We start from the raw sequence: 14301 nt of genomic DNA on the forward strand, positions 1-14301 counted from the left end.
GAATCACACAACTTCTGCGTCCCGTTAAGCAAAGGTGGAGAATTTGACATCTATTTTGTCGCGTTGCTTGTCACTTATGACCTCTTACGCGCTCTCTTCTTGCTTCTTGCTCTTTGTCGTTTCGAGCTCCGGCAGCGTCTTTTCCTGAACGACCTTTTCCGTAATAACACAGTCGGAAATGTCATCACGGGAAGGAACCTCGTACATCACATCCAGCATAATACTTTCAATGATAGCCCGCAGTCCGCGCGCACCTGTGTTGCGTTTGATCGCTTCACTTGCAATGGCTTCAAGAGCTTTCGGTTCGAATTGCAGGTTCACATTATCCAGTTCCAACATCTTCTGATATTGTTTAACCAGAGCATTCTTAGGTTCGGACAAAATACGAACGAGCGACTTTTCATCCAGCGGCTCCAAAGTAGAGATCACTGGCAAGCGACCTACAAATTCAGGAATCAGGCCGAACTTAAGCAAGTCCTCTGGAAGTACCATAGACAAGTATTCGCCTGGCTTCAATTCCTTTTGTCCATCGTTAGCCGTGTTAAAACCGATTACTTTCTTACCGATCCGACGCTTGATCATTTGCTCAAGTCCGTCAAACGCACCGCCGCAAATAAACAGAATATTCGTTGTATCAATTTGAATAAATTCTTGATGAGGGTGTTTACGTCCACCTTGTGGCGGTACTGAGGCAACTGTACCTTCAAGAATTTTCAATAGAGCCTGCTGAACGCCTTCACCGGATACATCGCGTGTAATGGATGGATTCTCGGATTTACGAGCTACCTTGTCAATCTCGTCGATGTAAATAATGCCGCGCTCAGCTTTTTCAACATCATAATCGGCAGCCTGAATCAGCTTCAGCAAAATATTCTCAACATCTTCCCCGACATAACCCGCCTCTGTAAGCGATGTTGCGTCAGCGATAGCAAAGGGTACATTCAAAATTTTGGCCATTGTTTGTGCCAGCAAAGTTTTACCTGAACCCGTAGGCCCTAACAGCAAAATGTTACTTTTCTGCAGCTCAACATCCTCGATTTTGCTCTGCGTATTCACCCGTTTGTAATGGTTATATACGGCTACGGATAGTGATTTTTTTGCAAAATCCTGTCCGATAACATATTGATCCAGAATATCGCGGATTTCTTTTGGCTTAGGAATTTCTTTCAGATCAAACTCTTCCTCATGCCCGAGTTCCTCTTCCACAATCTCTGTGCATAGTTCAATACATTCATCGCATATATAAACGCCGGGACCGGCAACAAGCTTACGAACCTGTTCCTGCGACTTGCCGCAGAATGAGCATTTTAATTGTCCTTTTTCGTCGTTAAACTTAAACATATATACACCCCTTTATCATTTAATGGGCTTACTGATTACCTGGTCTATAAGACCATAGTCTTTAGCCTCTTCCGCGCTCATGAAGAAGTCGCGGTCCGTATCACGCTGAATTTTATCAAGGGGTTGACCCGTCCGATCCACATAAATCTGATTCAGTTTTTCCCTTGTCTTGATAATCCAGTCGGCATGGATTTTAATATCCGTCGCCTGGCCTTGAATACCTCCCAGCGGCTGGTGAATCATAACCTCACTGTTAGGCAATGCAAAACGCTTGCCAGGCGCTCCTGCAGTCAGCAAAAGAGACCCCATGCTGGCAGCCATCCCTACGCAAATGGTAGATACGTCAGGCTTGATGTATTGCATAGTATCATATATACCCATCCCTGCAGTCACAGAACCACCAGGAGAATTGATATACAAATGAATATCCTTCTCCGGATCTTCTGCTGCCAGGAACAATAGTTGGGCTATCACGAGATTGGCTACATCATCGTCAATCGCGTTACTGAGAAAAATGATACGATCCTTGAGCAGTCTTGAATAAATATCGTAAGACCGTTCTCCTCGGTTTGTTTGTTCTACGACCATAGGTATCAGACTCATGTGACCAACCTCTTTTCCTTTTCAATTAACCTGCACTTACAGATTCCATTCTATCACGTTTAAAAACGCATGTCATTTTTCACACTATACAGTCTATGACCTTCGAAATACAATATATACCCCATCACTCTCCAAGGATAATATGGAAAAAATTGTATATGTAAAAGGTGAAAAATTAAGACACGCATTAGTATACGTGCCTTAACATTAACTTGATTTATGTGTCAACTCGATGTCAGTTGAAGACATGTATTGTATGACTAAAAATCAATCATTCGATTATTCTTCAGTTGCTTCTTCAGCTTCCTCTGTTGATTCAGCTTTAGTTGCCTTTTTTGTCGCTTTTTTAGCGGATTTTGCTGAAGCTTCTTCCTGGGCAGCAACTTCCTTGCTATTTTCAACGAGGAATTGAACTGTTTTACGAAGAGTCACATCTTCATTCAAGCTACCGAGCGAACCGTTAGCTGCAAGAATGTTGTGAATTTCATCTGTAGTACGCTTGTAGGCACTCGCCATATCTTCGAGTTCCTTGTTGATTTCCTCTTCAGTAGCTTCGATTTTCTCAGCCTTGGCTACTTGTTCAAGAACAAGGTTGTTACGAACGCGTTTTGTAGCGTCATCCTTCATTTGTCCTTTCAGATCATCAACAGTTTGACCGGAGAAGGAAAGGAACATATCAAGGTTCATCCCTTGGGAACGAAGACGGTTGTCGAAGTCGCGAACCATGTTTTGAACTTCGCCCTCTACCATAGCTTCAGGGATTTCAACTTCAGCGTTCTCGCCTACTTTGTCGACAACAGCTGCTTCTTTAGCTCCTTTAGCTTCTTGTTCCTTACGGGATGCCAATTGTTTCTTCAAATCTTCTTTATATTCATCCAATGTATCGAACTCACTTACATCTTTAGCGAATTCATCATCAAGTGCAGGAAGCTCTTTACGTTTGATTTCATGAACTTTCACATTGAAAACGGCTTCTTTGCCAGCCAAGTCTTCAGCATGATACGTTTCTGGGAAAGTTACAGTTACGTCCTTGAAGTCACCCGTTGCAAGACCAACTACTTGCTCTTCAAAACCAGGGATGAACGAACCGCTGCCAAGCTCCAGAGAGTAACGTTCTGCTTTACCGCCTTCAAACGCAACACCATCAACGGAGCCATCAAAATCGATAACTACAGTGTCACCATTCTTAGCTGCTTCATCGTCAATTACAACGAGTTCAGCATGGCGTTGTTGCAGACGTTCGAGCTCTTCGCTCAACTCTTCTTCGCTTACTTCAACGTTTACTGCAGGAACTTCGATTCCTTTGTAGTCTCCAAGAGTAACTTCTGGTTTAACAGTTACTTTAGCCTTGAATTTGAACACCTGTCCTTTTTCGAATTGCTCTACGTCAATTTCAGGACGATCCACTGGGAAAATCTCAGTATGATTAATAGCCTCTGAGTATACCTCTGGAAGCAGAATATCGATAGCGTCCTGATATAAGCTCTCCACGCCAAAACGAGATTCAAAAATACTCCGAGGTACTTTACCTTTACGGAATCCTGGTACGTTAACTTTCTTTACTACTTTTTGAAAAGCTTTATCCAGTGCAACAGATACACGATCTGCTTCCACTTCAACCTCGAGTACGCCGAGGTTCTTCTCTATTTTTTCCCAAGTTGCTTTCATTTTATGCTTTCCCCTCCAAATTTCACTATACTTAAAATACTGAAACCAAATCGCGATAAAGCAGCTATCCGGGTTCCAGTATAGCTGTCCTTAGTCCACGTTCAGAATAACCATTATATTATAAACAACAATACATCTTTTTACAAGAGCCGTTAAAAGCAGGATTACACATGAGCTATTTTAACTATGGGCACCGGCAGCTACAAACTGACGCATTGAGCGACAAGCCTGCTCAAAACGGAGTCTCAGGCTATCTGTAATCCCGTATAGACCACGGATTTCCTCATCTGTTATTCCACCAGGAAGACTGTCAGAGATCATTTGATGAAGCGCTGCCGCCCAAATATCGATCACTGCGTGATCTTCACTCATCATGGAATTATAATCCATCGTGCCATAGACAGCCATAACAAATTGAGTCCAAAGCTCCTGAGCAAAATAAAACAAGGTTGGATCATGCACTTGAGTTTGTGCCCCTACTCGTTCCAGAACGCTCTGTACCGATTGGGGAAAATCCTCCGGCTTTAAGGGCACTGCCTCAATCTCGATATTTACAAGCTCTCCCCTGCGATACAAGGAGATTACTCCCTGTGTCCCTCTTCGCTTCAATATTTGAAGAACCCGGTATTGTAGAAGCGGGTGCAATGAGTTCTGTGTAAGCCACTGGATAAGTTCATCGTCAACTTCAGATCTATCCAGATAAGCCAGCTGTTCGAGTGCCAAAAAAGTCTGCTCCGACAATGGTTTGTCCATCACAGTCCTTAAGAGTTTATCAGCATAATCCTGATCTTCAGCAAGCTTGGCTTCTACATGCTGTCTAGCCAAAGCCTCCTCGTCGTCGTCATCGTCATGGTCAAAACCAGCATCCTCAGAATCACTTCCCAGCTTTGGAAATGCACTGATTAGCCAATCGAGTAGCGCCTGCCATTCTTCATAATGCCTGGGATCTTGCCCCTGACATTGAAGCAGAAATCTCAGCAGATCAGCAGCTTCCCCATATCTTTCAGTCTCCAGCATTCTTGTTAATTCTATCTGATATAAATCAAGTGTTTTTGGAAATAGTACGATGTTGTCCACGTTATCCTTCTCATCAGGTCGATAATTGCTAATACGGGCACCTCCTTCCAACCGAGTTAAGCTTACTTGAAATTATAACATAGTGGTTATCGAAGTAAAAAATCTCACCCCGTGTTGGATTAAACTATTAGAAGATATTGCATATCTTCATTTCCTGTGGTAAACTATTTTTTGCTTGCGTTTTATTTAATATCATATGTCCCAGTAGCTCAGCTGGATAGAGCAACGGCCTTCTAAGCCGTCGGTCGGGGGTTCGAATCCCTCCTGGGACGTAAAGTAAGAGGCTCTCCTTTTGGAGGGCCTTTTTACTTTACGTCAGGGATGAGAACCCCATGGGGTTCGTCGGAGTGAAGGTCACCGCGGTTTGCGGGTGGACTGAACGGAGTCTCGCACTGGTAGCACGAGTACGCGACTGGGACGATCAGGGGGCTGTCCCAAAAGTAAGTTTACTGTCAAACCTAGAAATAGCGGTGCAAGGAAGACGATCCCTGCACCGCTTGATCCTGCCACTTGCTATGATCGTATCTCATATCTCATGGTAACAGTGTCGTGATGCGGAATTCCTGTAGATTCCTGCAAATGTGCAGGCTTTGTTTATGTAAATCCTCTAAATGCCCTAAATTGCTGCAAATGCGCAGGCTTTCTCTAAGAATTCTCTTCAAGCAAGTCTATTCTGAACAATTTTCCTGCATTTTTGCAGGCTTTTGTTCATCCTTTTATGGCTACTTTGAAAAAAACTGCATTTTTGCACGCCCTGATATCTTGCATCTCCACCGCTGAAAAAGAAGCGCCCTCAAAATTTACTTAGTAAACGGCCTCTTTTTACATTACGTCAGTGGATGAGAATCCCATGGGGTTCGTCGGAGTGAGTCACCACGGTTTGCCGGTGGACTGAACGGAGTCTCGCACTGGTAGCGCGAGTACGCGAAATATACCCAATTTTCCGGACACAGGAGGCCTCATTAATTAATATTTCAGCTGATTTATCTCTATTTTGCTAAATAAGATCATCCCTTTCCGTCAACTAATTCCGACCGACTGATCGATATCCATATCAAAAATGCTGCTTTCTCGCATCACGAACGAGCAAATTCTACTATAAAATACTACAAAATTGAGATTTCTTCATAAAATAGAGTACAATAACGTTGATCTGATTATGACTATTAAACTGAGGGAGGTTTGATGAGATGAGTTTTACTTTGGCTCTTGGGGCTAAGGCTCCTGATTTTCGTTTACCTGCAACTGATGGCGCTTCATATTCGCTCGATCATTTTTCCAACAAGCCTTATCTAGTTGTATTTTTCACTTGCAATCACTGCCCGTATGTCATTGGATCAGACGAAGTTACACGACAAACAGCAGAGAAATATCATGATCGTGGTGTGGCTTTTGTAGCTATCAATTCAAACAGTGAGAACACGAATGCAGATGATTCCTTTGAGCATATGGTGAAACGGATGGAAGAGCATAATTTCCCATGGGTATACCTTAGAGATGAGGATCAAGAGATTGCAAAAACTTATGGTGCTCTCCGTACTCCGCATTTTTATGTTTTTGATAGTGGACGCAAGCTTGTGTACACAGGCAGAGGTGTAGACAGCCCTCGTGATACGTCCAAAATGACTATAAACGACCTTGACAGAACGCTAGAGGAGCTCACTTCAAATCAACCGATTTCGACTCCAGCAACAAATCCGATCGGTTGCAACGTTAAATGGGAGGGACAGGATGCCCACTGGATGCCAGCTGATGCCTGTGATTTGGTGTAAGAGATGAACATTTACGATATCAAGGTAACTACCATTGATGGCAAAGAAACCTCACTTGACCTCTATAAAGGCAATGTCCTACTCATCGTTAATACCGCGAGTGCGTGCGGGCTGACGCCGCATTATAAGGGACTTCAACAGCTGTACATTAGCTATCAGGAGCAAGGTCTGGTTGTTATGGGCTTTCCATGCAATCAATTTGCAGGACAGGAACCAGGTACTGATGAGGAAATTCAGAGCTTTTGTGAATTAAACTATCAGGTTACCTTTCCTATGTTCAGCAAAATAGATGTTAAAGGCGAGCACGCGCACCCCCTTTACCAATACCTTGTGGAAAACACTCCAGCTCCCTACAAGACAGGCGACATTGAATGGAATTTCGTGAAATTCCTAATTGATCGTGATGGAAACATCGTGAAGCAATTCAGCGCACGTACGGAACCTGCCGAATTAGAGGAAGAGATCAAACAGCTTCTATAAAATTAACTAAATTCAAGCCAACACAAACAACCTTCAACCCCACTTGTTCCGTGGTTTGTTGAAGGTTATTTATTGTTAGAAGCTCTCTATTTTCTAACATTTCGTTTGTTAAACCATAAAGGCACCCGGAACACGAAATTAATCAAAAGCACAACGAACACAAGCACGGCTGCTGATTTATCCGCAATTTGGCGGGCATCCTCCACGATCGCTTCGGATTGTACATACCACAAATGAACAGCTAACGTCTCACCAGGCGAGAAGAGATTAAAATCCCACATTTCTCCTGAAGTACTTAATCCAGCCGTCAAGATAATAACCGCGGATTCACCAAAAGCACGTCCAGCCACCAAGCAAATACCTGTAATGATCGCTTCCATAGCTACAGGAATAACGATCGTTTTTATCGTCTGATACTTCGTAGTGCCGAGCGCATATGCAGCGTTGCGCAAATCGTTCGGAACAGCGCGTACAGCCTCTTCCGTAACTCTTGCAAGCATGGGCAAATTAAGGAAAGCCAAGCTGACTGCACCACCAAGAATCGTTAGGCCAACACCAAAATATTCAGCAAAAATGGCCAGGCCCAACATTCCGAACACAATCGATGGAACCGATGAGAGCGACTCTACACAAATCCGAAGCATCTCGGTAAATTTATTCTTTGGTGCATACTCAGCCATGTAAATGCCTGCACCAAGTCCGATCGGGACCGAAATCAGCAGAGACAGGATTAATATATAGAAGGAATTAAACAGCATCGGCCCGATACCGCCACCAGCAGCAATCTCTTCCGGCAATTTAATCAGAAACTCCGGTGTAATATCAAAGAGTCCCTTGCTCAAAATGGTAACCAGAAGCCATGCTATAAATAAAAGAATCAATGCACCAAGACCATAAAAACATCCCGTTGCAAAACGGTCCATGAACAAGGCGCGCGCGTTTTTTTGCGTTCTGGCAAAGCTATTCATGCTTCATTACCTCCTTTTCTGCCCAAATAACGAATGAACAGAATCAGAATAAATGAAATAATGAGCAGCAAAAATGCCATCATATGGAGCGCATGATTCCAGGTTGAGTCGAATTCAACATTTGAAATCTGCATGACGATGTTGCTCGTCAACACGGATGCAGGGGAGAATAAGGATTTTGCCAGCTGAGCCGTATTTCCAATAACCATAACAACAGCCATCGTTTCCCCGATTGCTCTTGTCATACCTAAAATTATCGATGCAATAATCCCCCGACTTGCCGCTGGAAGGACCACTTTAAAAATAACTTGTAATCTAGTCGATCCAAGGGCATAAGCGGCTTCGCGATATTTTGTAGGGACAGCTGTAATAGCATCATCACTTATACGGCTAATCGTCGGAAGAATCATGATCGTAAGCACTAGCGCAGCAGCCAATATACCGTCACCCAATCCTTCTCCACTTGCTTCCCTAAGGATCGGAAGTAGAATGGTGAGCCCTAAATACCCGTATACGATCGAAGGTATTCCTACGAGCAGATCAAGGACGGGGCGAATGAAATTTCTCATCCACTTCGGTGCTATTTCTGCAATTAGAATGGCCATTCCTACAGAGATGGGCACCGCAATAATTAATGTCAATGCAGTAAGAAACAATGTATTTATAATAAATAAAGCTGCTCCGAAATACCCTTCCTCTGGAGTCCAGTTCAGGGAAAAGAAAAATTCAGCGATTGAAACTTCCTTAAAAGTGAGAATTGCAGTTCTGCCAATAAAAAAGATAACCATCGCAAGGACAAAGCACAGCATTAAAATGCTGAGCAAAAAATAGTTTTTAAACAGCCCATTCATGAAGTTGGCCCGGGCTTGCCGCTTGGTGAATTTTCCACCAACCTTAAATTTTGGCCCTAACTCCTCCTGTGAAAGTGCTTTTTGGACTGACATGCTCACTTTTGCTTCCTCCTATACAGCAGCCAGCCCTGAAAATATAGGGCTGGCCGGTTAACGACTTTTACTATTTCATCGCTGAAATCGGGATAAATTTCAACTTTTTAAGGGAACCCTCCTGGAACTTTTTGCTTTGTACATATTCAATGAAAGCTTTCGTTGCACCAGTTGGTTCACCCTTAGTCATGTAGTACCCATAGGACCAAATTTTATATTTACCGCTAATTACGTTTTCTGTCGTTGCGGCTACTCCGTCATGCTTTACTGCTTTGATGTCACTGCCGCTGATGTAGGTCAAATCGATGTAGCCAATGGAGTTAGGAGTTGTAGCTACAGCTGTCTTCATATCGCCGCTGGAGCCAACCTCCTTGTAGTTCTTTTCTTTCTTAACGATGTCACCGCCGCCAAGAGCTTTTGATTGGTAGTTAACACGTGTACCAGAACCAAATGAACGGGTAATAACTACGATATCTTTATCTTCACCGCCAACATCTTTCCAGTTCGTAATTTTACCGGAGTAAATTCCTTTTAACTGTTCTGTCGACAAGTCATCCACTTTAACACTTTTATTTACGATAGTAGCAAATGGAATTACTGCTACCTTGTTAGCTACTTGACCGGAAAAAGCTTTAAATCCAGGTACATCAACGCTTGCATCCCAGTCGCATGCACCGATATCAGCGATCCCTTTTTTGACTGCTTGTGGACCAGTAACTGAGCCTTTACCGGAAGCCGCGATCTTTACCTTTGGATGCAGCTTTTGGAATTCTTTCGAAGCTTGAAGCGTAAGCGGCAGCAATGCCGTAGAACCGTTAACTGTAATTTTCCCCTTCAAATCGTCTTTTGCCATTGCAGGTCCTGCGATCGCTGACGTTAATACAAATGCCGATGCAAGCGTAATAAGTGATAGTTTTTTAAAAAATTTATTCATTAAATTTATAACTCCCTTCAATCCTCATTATTATTTTGTAAGTTCTGTGTTTACTCCACCTTGTACCAGGACAACTTTTCCCTCTTCAATCAGGACGATGCTTCCGGTAGAAGAAACGGCAAATTCACTAACGCTTTGCTCTGTACTATATAACTCTGTCTTAGCTCCGGTGGATGTAACTTCATAAATTTTGCTGTTGCCATTAACTTCTGCCAGAACGATCAGCTTGCCGGATACCTGCTTAGCAGAAATTACATCAATATCGGCTGCCAGATCCGACAGCTTAGTGCCATCAGTAGAAATGACCTTCAGTACACTATTTTCAATGACGCCATCTGGATCGGCACTCACATAAACAATCTCACCACTGCTTAATAGCGATAAGAAAAGCTTGTTATCAAGTTTGTTGGTTAATTGAGCTGGCTTAGCATCCTTTTTAGTAATATCAAGTGAAAACAACTGTGTTCCAGCTTTAGAGTAGTCGATTTTCAAAGACTCCTCAGTTCCCGCTTTATCCGTTTCTGCTGTTCCCGTTACATTTACGAAATAAACTATTTTACTTTGATCTGCTGACACTTGAACTTCGGATTTATTCTCGACCTTATCAGCAAGCACTCCTGTTACTTTCCCGGTTTCTACGTCTATGTATGCGATCTTCTCTTGTTTGTCGCCTTGGATAAAGTAGATTTTTTTACCGTCTTGAGTCCATGCCAAGTCCGTTTTTACCGTAGTATCTGATCCAAGCTTGCTAATATAGCCATTTGACGTATTCAGAATGAATAGCTCACCTTTATCATTTGTAAAGGCTGCCTTTGTACGATCTGGTGAAAGAACAGAGCTAACTGCATTTTCATTAGATGAGAAACTTTCATAGTCTCCACTTGCCGATGTATGGAGCTTAACCAATTGTGGAATTTCCCCATCTTCTTTGCTAACTACTACATTTCCACTTGCATCGAAGAAAGGATTAGCAAATTCGCCTGAAAGACGACTTTGGCTTTTTAATTCACCACTCTTTGATAAAAATTCCCCTCCAAGAGCTTCAACTACGGATGCCAGTTCAACATAAATAGCATTATTCACATTTTGCGGAGCTGTAATAAATGAAGCAGAACCACCATCAAGCTGATAATTTGTGGAACCCGTTTGAAGATTAAGAATGTGTTGCCCATGCCCGTCTTGCACTGCAATTTTCCCGCCATTATTTGGTTTAACAGCAGCACCAAGCGCATCTGCCAAATCTCTTAACGAATACAATGTAGTTTTACCTACTAGAACAGTTCTAATAGAAACTGTGCTTCCATCAATCGTCAGGCTTCCATTTACAACCTTCAATTGACTTGCTATTGCATTGCTTACAGACACTTTATTTGTCTGATCTGCAGCAGCACTCGCACTTCCTACAGCAACAGCAGAAGTCACTAGTGCAGATGCAAGGAAGATCCCAACCATTTTGTTCTTCTTCATTCATTTCACCCTTTTCATTGAATAAATAGCTATGAGTAGATTGTCATATAAATTTGTTAATTCAATTCTCGTGATTTGTAATAGTTTGTAAAATATTTAGAAAAGATTTCCGTTCTCCTTTACTTTTATAAATCATTCTATATAATTAAAAGTGAGTACTCACTCATTTTATGTAAAGGAGATTTTATAATGAGTCCTATCCCTTTAAATCCCGATCCTGTTATTGTCGCCAACCACGTTGGTAAAGCTTTTAGCAATAAAACTGTTTTGACCGATATTAGCCTTACGGTGCATAAAGCCGAAACTTTCGGCCTGCTCGGTCCTTCCGGGTCGGGAAAAACTACACTTGTAAAGCTTCTGACCGGGATTGATGAGGTTTCCTCAGGAGAGATTACAGTACTTGGCAACGTAATGCCCAAGCTTTCAGTTTTTCAGCAAATCGGGTATATGGCGCAATCAGACGCCTTGTATACCGAACTGAGCGCACAGGAGAATCTGGAGCTATTCGCCGCATTATACGGTTTAAAGGGAGCTCGCCGCTCTGCTCGTATTTTAGAAGTCATGGAGCTTGTCTCACTTCATAATGATTTGAACAAAAGAGTGGACCAATATTCAGGAGGAATGAAACGACGTCTGTCGCTCGCTATCGCTTTGCTGCATGATCCACCTCTCCTCATTCTTGATGAGCCGACCGTTGGTATCGATCCATTGCTCCGGCAATCTATCTGGAATGAGCTTAAAGCGTTAAACGCCAAAGGAACAACAATTCTTTTAACGACACATGTCATGGATGAAGCCAGTAAATGCGATCGTCTTGGCATGATTCGTGACGGACGTTTACTCGCCGTTAACACTCCGCAGTCTCTCATTGAAGAAGCTGGGCAAAGCTCTATTGAGGAAGCTTTCATCTATTATGGAGGTGAGCAATCATGAGAGTGTGGGCTATTATCCTTCGTATATTAAGACAGTTTCGTCGCGACAAAAGAACTCTGGCACTCATTTTTATAGCTCCAATATTTGTACTGACTTTAATGAACTTTGTATTTAACGGAAGCGATTATAAACCGAACCTTGGCGTAGTAGATGCTCCTATCGCCTTGACTCAAGAAATGGAGAAAGAAGGAGCACGGATTATCGAGTATGCTAATCTGGACGAAGCTGAGCTAGGATTGGATGAGCGCAGCATTGACGCTATAATAAGTACTGAGACCGACACAGGCCAGCTGCAGATTAAGCTCGAGGGTAGTGAACCAGCAGTTAACAAAGCCGTGCAAATGTTGATACAAAAATCTGGAGAAAAGCTACGACCTGCATCCAGTACGCCAAGTATGAACGTTACCTATTGGCACGGTTCAGAAAATATGAGCAGCATTGACCAATTGGGTCCAATTCTCATCGGATTTTTTATTTTTTTCTTCGTCTTTCTTATTGCCGGAGTATCATTTTTGCGAGAGCGGACAACAGGAACATTGGAACGGCTCTTATCTACACCATTAAAACGATGGGAGCTTGTAGTAGGTTACGTGGGTGGATTTGGTATTTTCACAGTAATTCAAGCGCTTCTGATCTCCTGGTTCTGTATCAAAGTGCTTGGAATTATGATGACCGGGTCGTTCGCCTATGTTATTCTGATTACTCTGCTTATGTCGATAACTGCGCTAACACTTGGCACACTGCTGTCAGCATACGCCAACAATGAGCTCCAAATGATCCAGTTCATTCCTTTAATTATCGTGCCGCAATTATTCCTTTCTGGACTATTTCCTTTAGATACTCTTCCTGAATGGCTGCAGAAGTTCAAAGTGATCATGCCACTCACCTATGGAACCGAAGCATTAAGTGACATTATGATTCGCGGAAAAGGCTGGGACGCCATCTCAATTAATGTATGTATTCTTATCGGCTTCACTGTATTATTTATGCTTCTCAACATTGCAGCACTTCGGAAGCATCGTAAAATATAACTTGCAGGAGGATTAGCCATGTCGCAACAGGAGCCTATGGAACAATGGATTCGGGAATTAGCAAAGCTCGACGATCCGGATAGTAAAATGACAGAGAAACAGTTCAAGATCATTCAAGCCGCTGTTGAAATTTTTGCTGAAAAGGGATTTGCCGGTTCTTCCACCAGTGAAATCGCCCAAAGGGCTGGCGTAGCAGAAGGCACTATTTTCCGTCATTACAAAACTAAAAAGGATTTGCTTATTTCTATTGTTGCCCCAATGATGAGCAAGCTGATCGCTCCATTTGTATGGAATGACTTTAAGGATGTTCTGGAAAAAGAATATACCTCTCTTGAAGAATTCCTATACGAAATAGCCGTCAACCGATTAAACTTTACTCGCAAGCATCTAAAAATCATTAAAATCTTGCTGCAGGAAATCCCGTTTCAGCCGGACCTTAAAGATGCATTTAAACGGCAGGTAGGCATGAAAATTTTTCAAAAGATCTCTGAAATCATTGAATATTTTAAGAGCAAGGGTGAAGTCATTGATATGCCTACACCGACTTTGGTTCGTTTCCTTGCCTCGTCTTTTATCGGTCTATTTGCTACCCACTTCATTCTTCTTCCAGATCAACCATGGGATGAAGAAAAAGAAATTCGGGATACGATTCAGTTCATCCTGGATGGTCTATCCACCAAATAGCTATCATGGTAGCTCACATTCGTTGGATTTCTGCAATAGGTATGCTATAATGTATTGGTCGAATTTATTGCGGGTGTAGTTCAATGGTAGAATGCCAGCTTCCCAAGCTTGAGGCGAGGGTTCGATTCCCTTCACCCGCTCCATCATGAGATCATCAAACCCTTTGGATAACAAAGGGTTTTTCTTTTACATATAAGGTGCTTGTTTTATTTTCTTGCTCTTAAGTACGGTAAAGTATCGCAAGTCGGTCCAATCGATAAGCTAAGTGTGGTCATCGCCGTTATTCTGGCATTCATTTTCCTCGGTGAACGAATTTCCTGGATTAATGCAGCTGGAGTAGTGCTGATTGCGGTAGGTGCGTTGTTGGTAGCAGTGAAATAATAATATACCCGCCGAAAA

General features: G+C 42.6%; 14 protein-coding genes, 2 tRNA genes and 1 pseudogene. 9 read left to right on the forward strand and 8 right to left on the reverse strand.

The window, feature by feature from the left end; translation table 11 throughout:
* Positions 1 to 84: 84 nt before the first annotated feature.
* The 4 genes from clpX to BLS49_RS08940 form a co-directional block, all read right to left on the reverse strand.
* Entirely contained in the window at positions 85 to 1341 is a 1257-nt protein-coding gene (gene clpX, locus BLS49_RS08925) for an ATP-dependent protease ATP-binding subunit ClpX (RefSeq protein WP_091228599.1), read from the reverse strand.
* Between the two features lie 15 nt (positions 1342 to 1356).
* Positions 1357 to 1944: an ATP-dependent Clp endopeptidase proteolytic subunit ClpP gene (clpP, locus tag BLS49_RS08930; RefSeq protein ID WP_091228602.1), complete on the reverse strand. Its 588-nt coding sequence runs from the start codon at positions 1942 to 1944 to the stop codon at positions 1357 to 1359.
* A 279-nt stretch (positions 1945 to 2223) separates the two neighbouring features.
* The gene (gene tig, locus BLS49_RS08935) at positions 2224 to 3612 is read right to left on the reverse strand and encodes a trigger factor (protein ID WP_091228605.1); all 1389 of its coding nucleotides are present in this window, start codon (positions 3610 to 3612) and stop codon (positions 2224 to 2226) included.
* A 180-nt stretch (positions 3613 to 3792) separates the two neighbouring features.
* On the reverse strand, positions 3793 to 4629 hold the full coding sequence (locus BLS49_RS08940; protein ID WP_245742319.1) for a hypothetical protein: 837 nt from the start codon (positions 4627 to 4629) through the stop codon (positions 3793 to 3795).
* 258 nt (positions 4630 to 4887) lie between these two features.
* Here BLS49_RS08940 and BLS49_RS08945 point away from each other — a divergent pair.
* From BLS49_RS08945 to BLS49_RS08960, 4 genes are all read left to right on the forward strand, one after another.
* Positions 4888 to 4961 (forward strand) — tRNA-Arg (locus tag BLS49_RS08945).
* 60 nt (positions 4962 to 5021) lie between these two features.
* Positions 5022 to 5231, forward strand: a complete 210-nt coding sequence (locus BLS49_RS08950) for a hypothetical protein (protein ID WP_091228609.1) — start codon at positions 5022 to 5024, stop codon at positions 5229 to 5231.
* A 648-nt stretch (positions 5232 to 5879) separates the two neighbouring features.
* Entirely contained in the window at positions 5880 to 6461 is a 582-nt protein-coding gene (locus tag BLS49_RS08955) for a thioredoxin family protein (RefSeq protein ID WP_091228614.1), read from the forward strand.
* Between the two features lie 3 nt (positions 6462 to 6464).
* Positions 6465 to 6941: a glutathione peroxidase gene (locus tag BLS49_RS08960; protein WP_091228617.1), complete on the forward strand. Its 477-nt coding sequence runs from the start codon at positions 6465 to 6467 to the stop codon at positions 6939 to 6941.
* Between the two features lie 86 nt (positions 6942 to 7027).
* On the opposite strand, the gene pstA is transcribed toward BLS49_RS08960, so the two are convergent.
* From pstA to BLS49_RS08980, 4 genes are all read right to left on the reverse strand, one after another.
* Positions 7028 to 7909, reverse strand: a complete 882-nt coding sequence (gene pstA, locus BLS49_RS08965; protein ID WP_091228621.1) for a phosphate ABC transporter permease PstA — start codon at positions 7907 to 7909, stop codon at positions 7028 to 7030.
* Complete coding sequence (pstC, locus tag BLS49_RS08970; protein WP_091228877.1) at positions 7906 to 8853, reverse strand: phosphate ABC transporter permease subunit PstC; 948 nt, start codon at positions 8851 to 8853, stop codon at positions 7906 to 7908. Before pstC ends, pstA begins: the two co-directional genes overlap by 4 nt.
* A 70-nt stretch (positions 8854 to 8923) precedes the next feature.
* Complete coding sequence (locus BLS49_RS08975) at positions 8924 to 9787, reverse strand: phosphate ABC transporter substrate-binding protein (protein WP_091228623.1); 864 nt, start codon at positions 9785 to 9787, stop codon at positions 8924 to 8926.
* Between the two features lie 30 nt (positions 9788 to 9817).
* Entirely contained in the window at positions 9818 to 11254 is a 1437-nt protein-coding gene (locus tag BLS49_RS08980) for a stalk domain-containing protein (RefSeq protein ID WP_091228626.1), read from the reverse strand.
* Positions 11255 to 11443: 189 nt separating this feature from the next.
* Here BLS49_RS08980 and BLS49_RS08985 point away from each other — a divergent pair, with 189 nt between their 5' ends.
* From BLS49_RS08985 to BLS49_RS09005, 5 genes and pseudogenes are all read left to right on the forward strand, one after another.
* On the forward strand, positions 11444 to 12187 hold the full coding sequence (locus tag BLS49_RS08985; protein WP_091228629.1) for an ABC transporter ATP-binding protein: 744 nt from the start codon (positions 11444 to 11446) through the stop codon (positions 12185 to 12187).
* Entirely contained in the window at positions 12184 to 13218 is a 1035-nt protein-coding gene (locus tag BLS49_RS08990; protein WP_091228631.1) for an ABC transporter permease, read from the forward strand. The genes BLS49_RS08985 and BLS49_RS08990 overlap by 4 nt, the downstream gene beginning before the upstream one ends.
* An 18-nt stretch (positions 13219 to 13236) precedes the next feature.
* On the forward strand, positions 13237 to 13902 hold the full coding sequence (locus tag BLS49_RS08995) for a TetR/AcrR family transcriptional regulator (protein WP_091228634.1): 666 nt from the start codon (positions 13237 to 13239) through the stop codon (positions 13900 to 13902).
* Positions 13903 to 13971: 69 nt separating this feature from the next.
* Positions 13972 to 14045: transfer RNA gene (locus tag BLS49_RS09000), tRNA-Gly, on the forward strand.
* A 58-nt stretch (positions 14046 to 14103) separates the two neighbouring features.
* Positions 14104 to 14283 (forward strand): annotated as a pseudogene (locus BLS49_RS09005) (EamA family transporter); the annotation flags it as partial.
* Between the last annotated feature and the right edge of the window lie 18 nt (positions 14284 to 14301).

The sequence above is a fragment of the Fontibacillus panacisegetis genome (assembly GCF_900102215.1).
GTDB lineage: Bacteria > Bacillota > Bacilli > Paenibacillales > Paenibacillaceae > Fontibacillus > Fontibacillus panacisegetis.

Coding starts and splice junctions, on each gene's coding strand:
- BLS49_RS08940 (WP_245742319.1), bottom strand. CDS start 4,629: ATGCTGGAGACTGAAAGATATGGGGAAGCTGCTGATCTGCTGAGATTT.
- clpP (WP_091228602.1), bottom strand. CDS start 1,944: ATGAGTCTGATACCTATGGTCGTAGAACAAACAAACCGAGGAGAACGG.
- BLS49_RS08955 (WP_091228614.1), top strand. CDS start 5,880: ATGAGTTTTACTTTGGCTCTTGGGGCTAAGGCTCCTGATTTTCGTTTA.
- BLS49_RS08960 (WP_091228617.1), top strand. CDS start 6,465: ATGAACATTTACGATATCAAGGTAACTACCATTGATGGCAAAGAAACC.
- BLS49_RS08990 (WP_091228631.1), top strand. CDS start 12,184: ATGAGAGTGTGGGCTATTATCCTTCGTATATTAAGACAGTTTCGTCGC.
- pstC (WP_091228877.1), bottom strand. CDS start 8,853: ATGTCAGTCCAAAAAGCACTTTCACAGGAGGAGTTAGGGCCAAAATTT.
- clpX (WP_091228599.1), bottom strand. CDS start 1,341: ATGTTTAAGTTTAACGACGAAAAAGGACAATTAAAATGCTCATTCTGC.
- BLS49_RS08975 (WP_091228623.1), bottom strand. CDS start 9,787: ATGAATAAATTTTTTAAAAAACTATCACTTATTACGCTTGCATCGGCA.
- BLS49_RS08980 (WP_091228626.1), bottom strand. CDS start 11,254: ATGAAGAAGAACAAAATGGTTGGGATCTTCCTTGCATCTGCACTAGTG.
- BLS49_RS08995 (WP_091228634.1), top strand. CDS start 13,237: ATGTCGCAACAGGAGCCTATGGAACAATGGATTCGGGAATTAGCAAAG.
- tig (WP_091228605.1), bottom strand. CDS start 3,612: ATGAAAGCAACTTGGGAAAAAATAGAGAAGAACCTCGGCGTACTCGAG.
- BLS49_RS08985 (WP_091228629.1), top strand. CDS start 11,444: ATGAGTCCTATCCCTTTAAATCCCGATCCTGTTATTGTCGCCAACCAC.
- BLS49_RS08950 (WP_091228609.1), top strand. CDS start 5,022: ATGGGGTTCGTCGGAGTGAAGGTCACCGCGGTTTGCGGGTGGACTGAA.
- pstA (WP_091228621.1), bottom strand. CDS start 7,909: ATGAATAGCTTTGCCAGAACGCAAAAAAACGCGCGCGCCTTGTTCATG.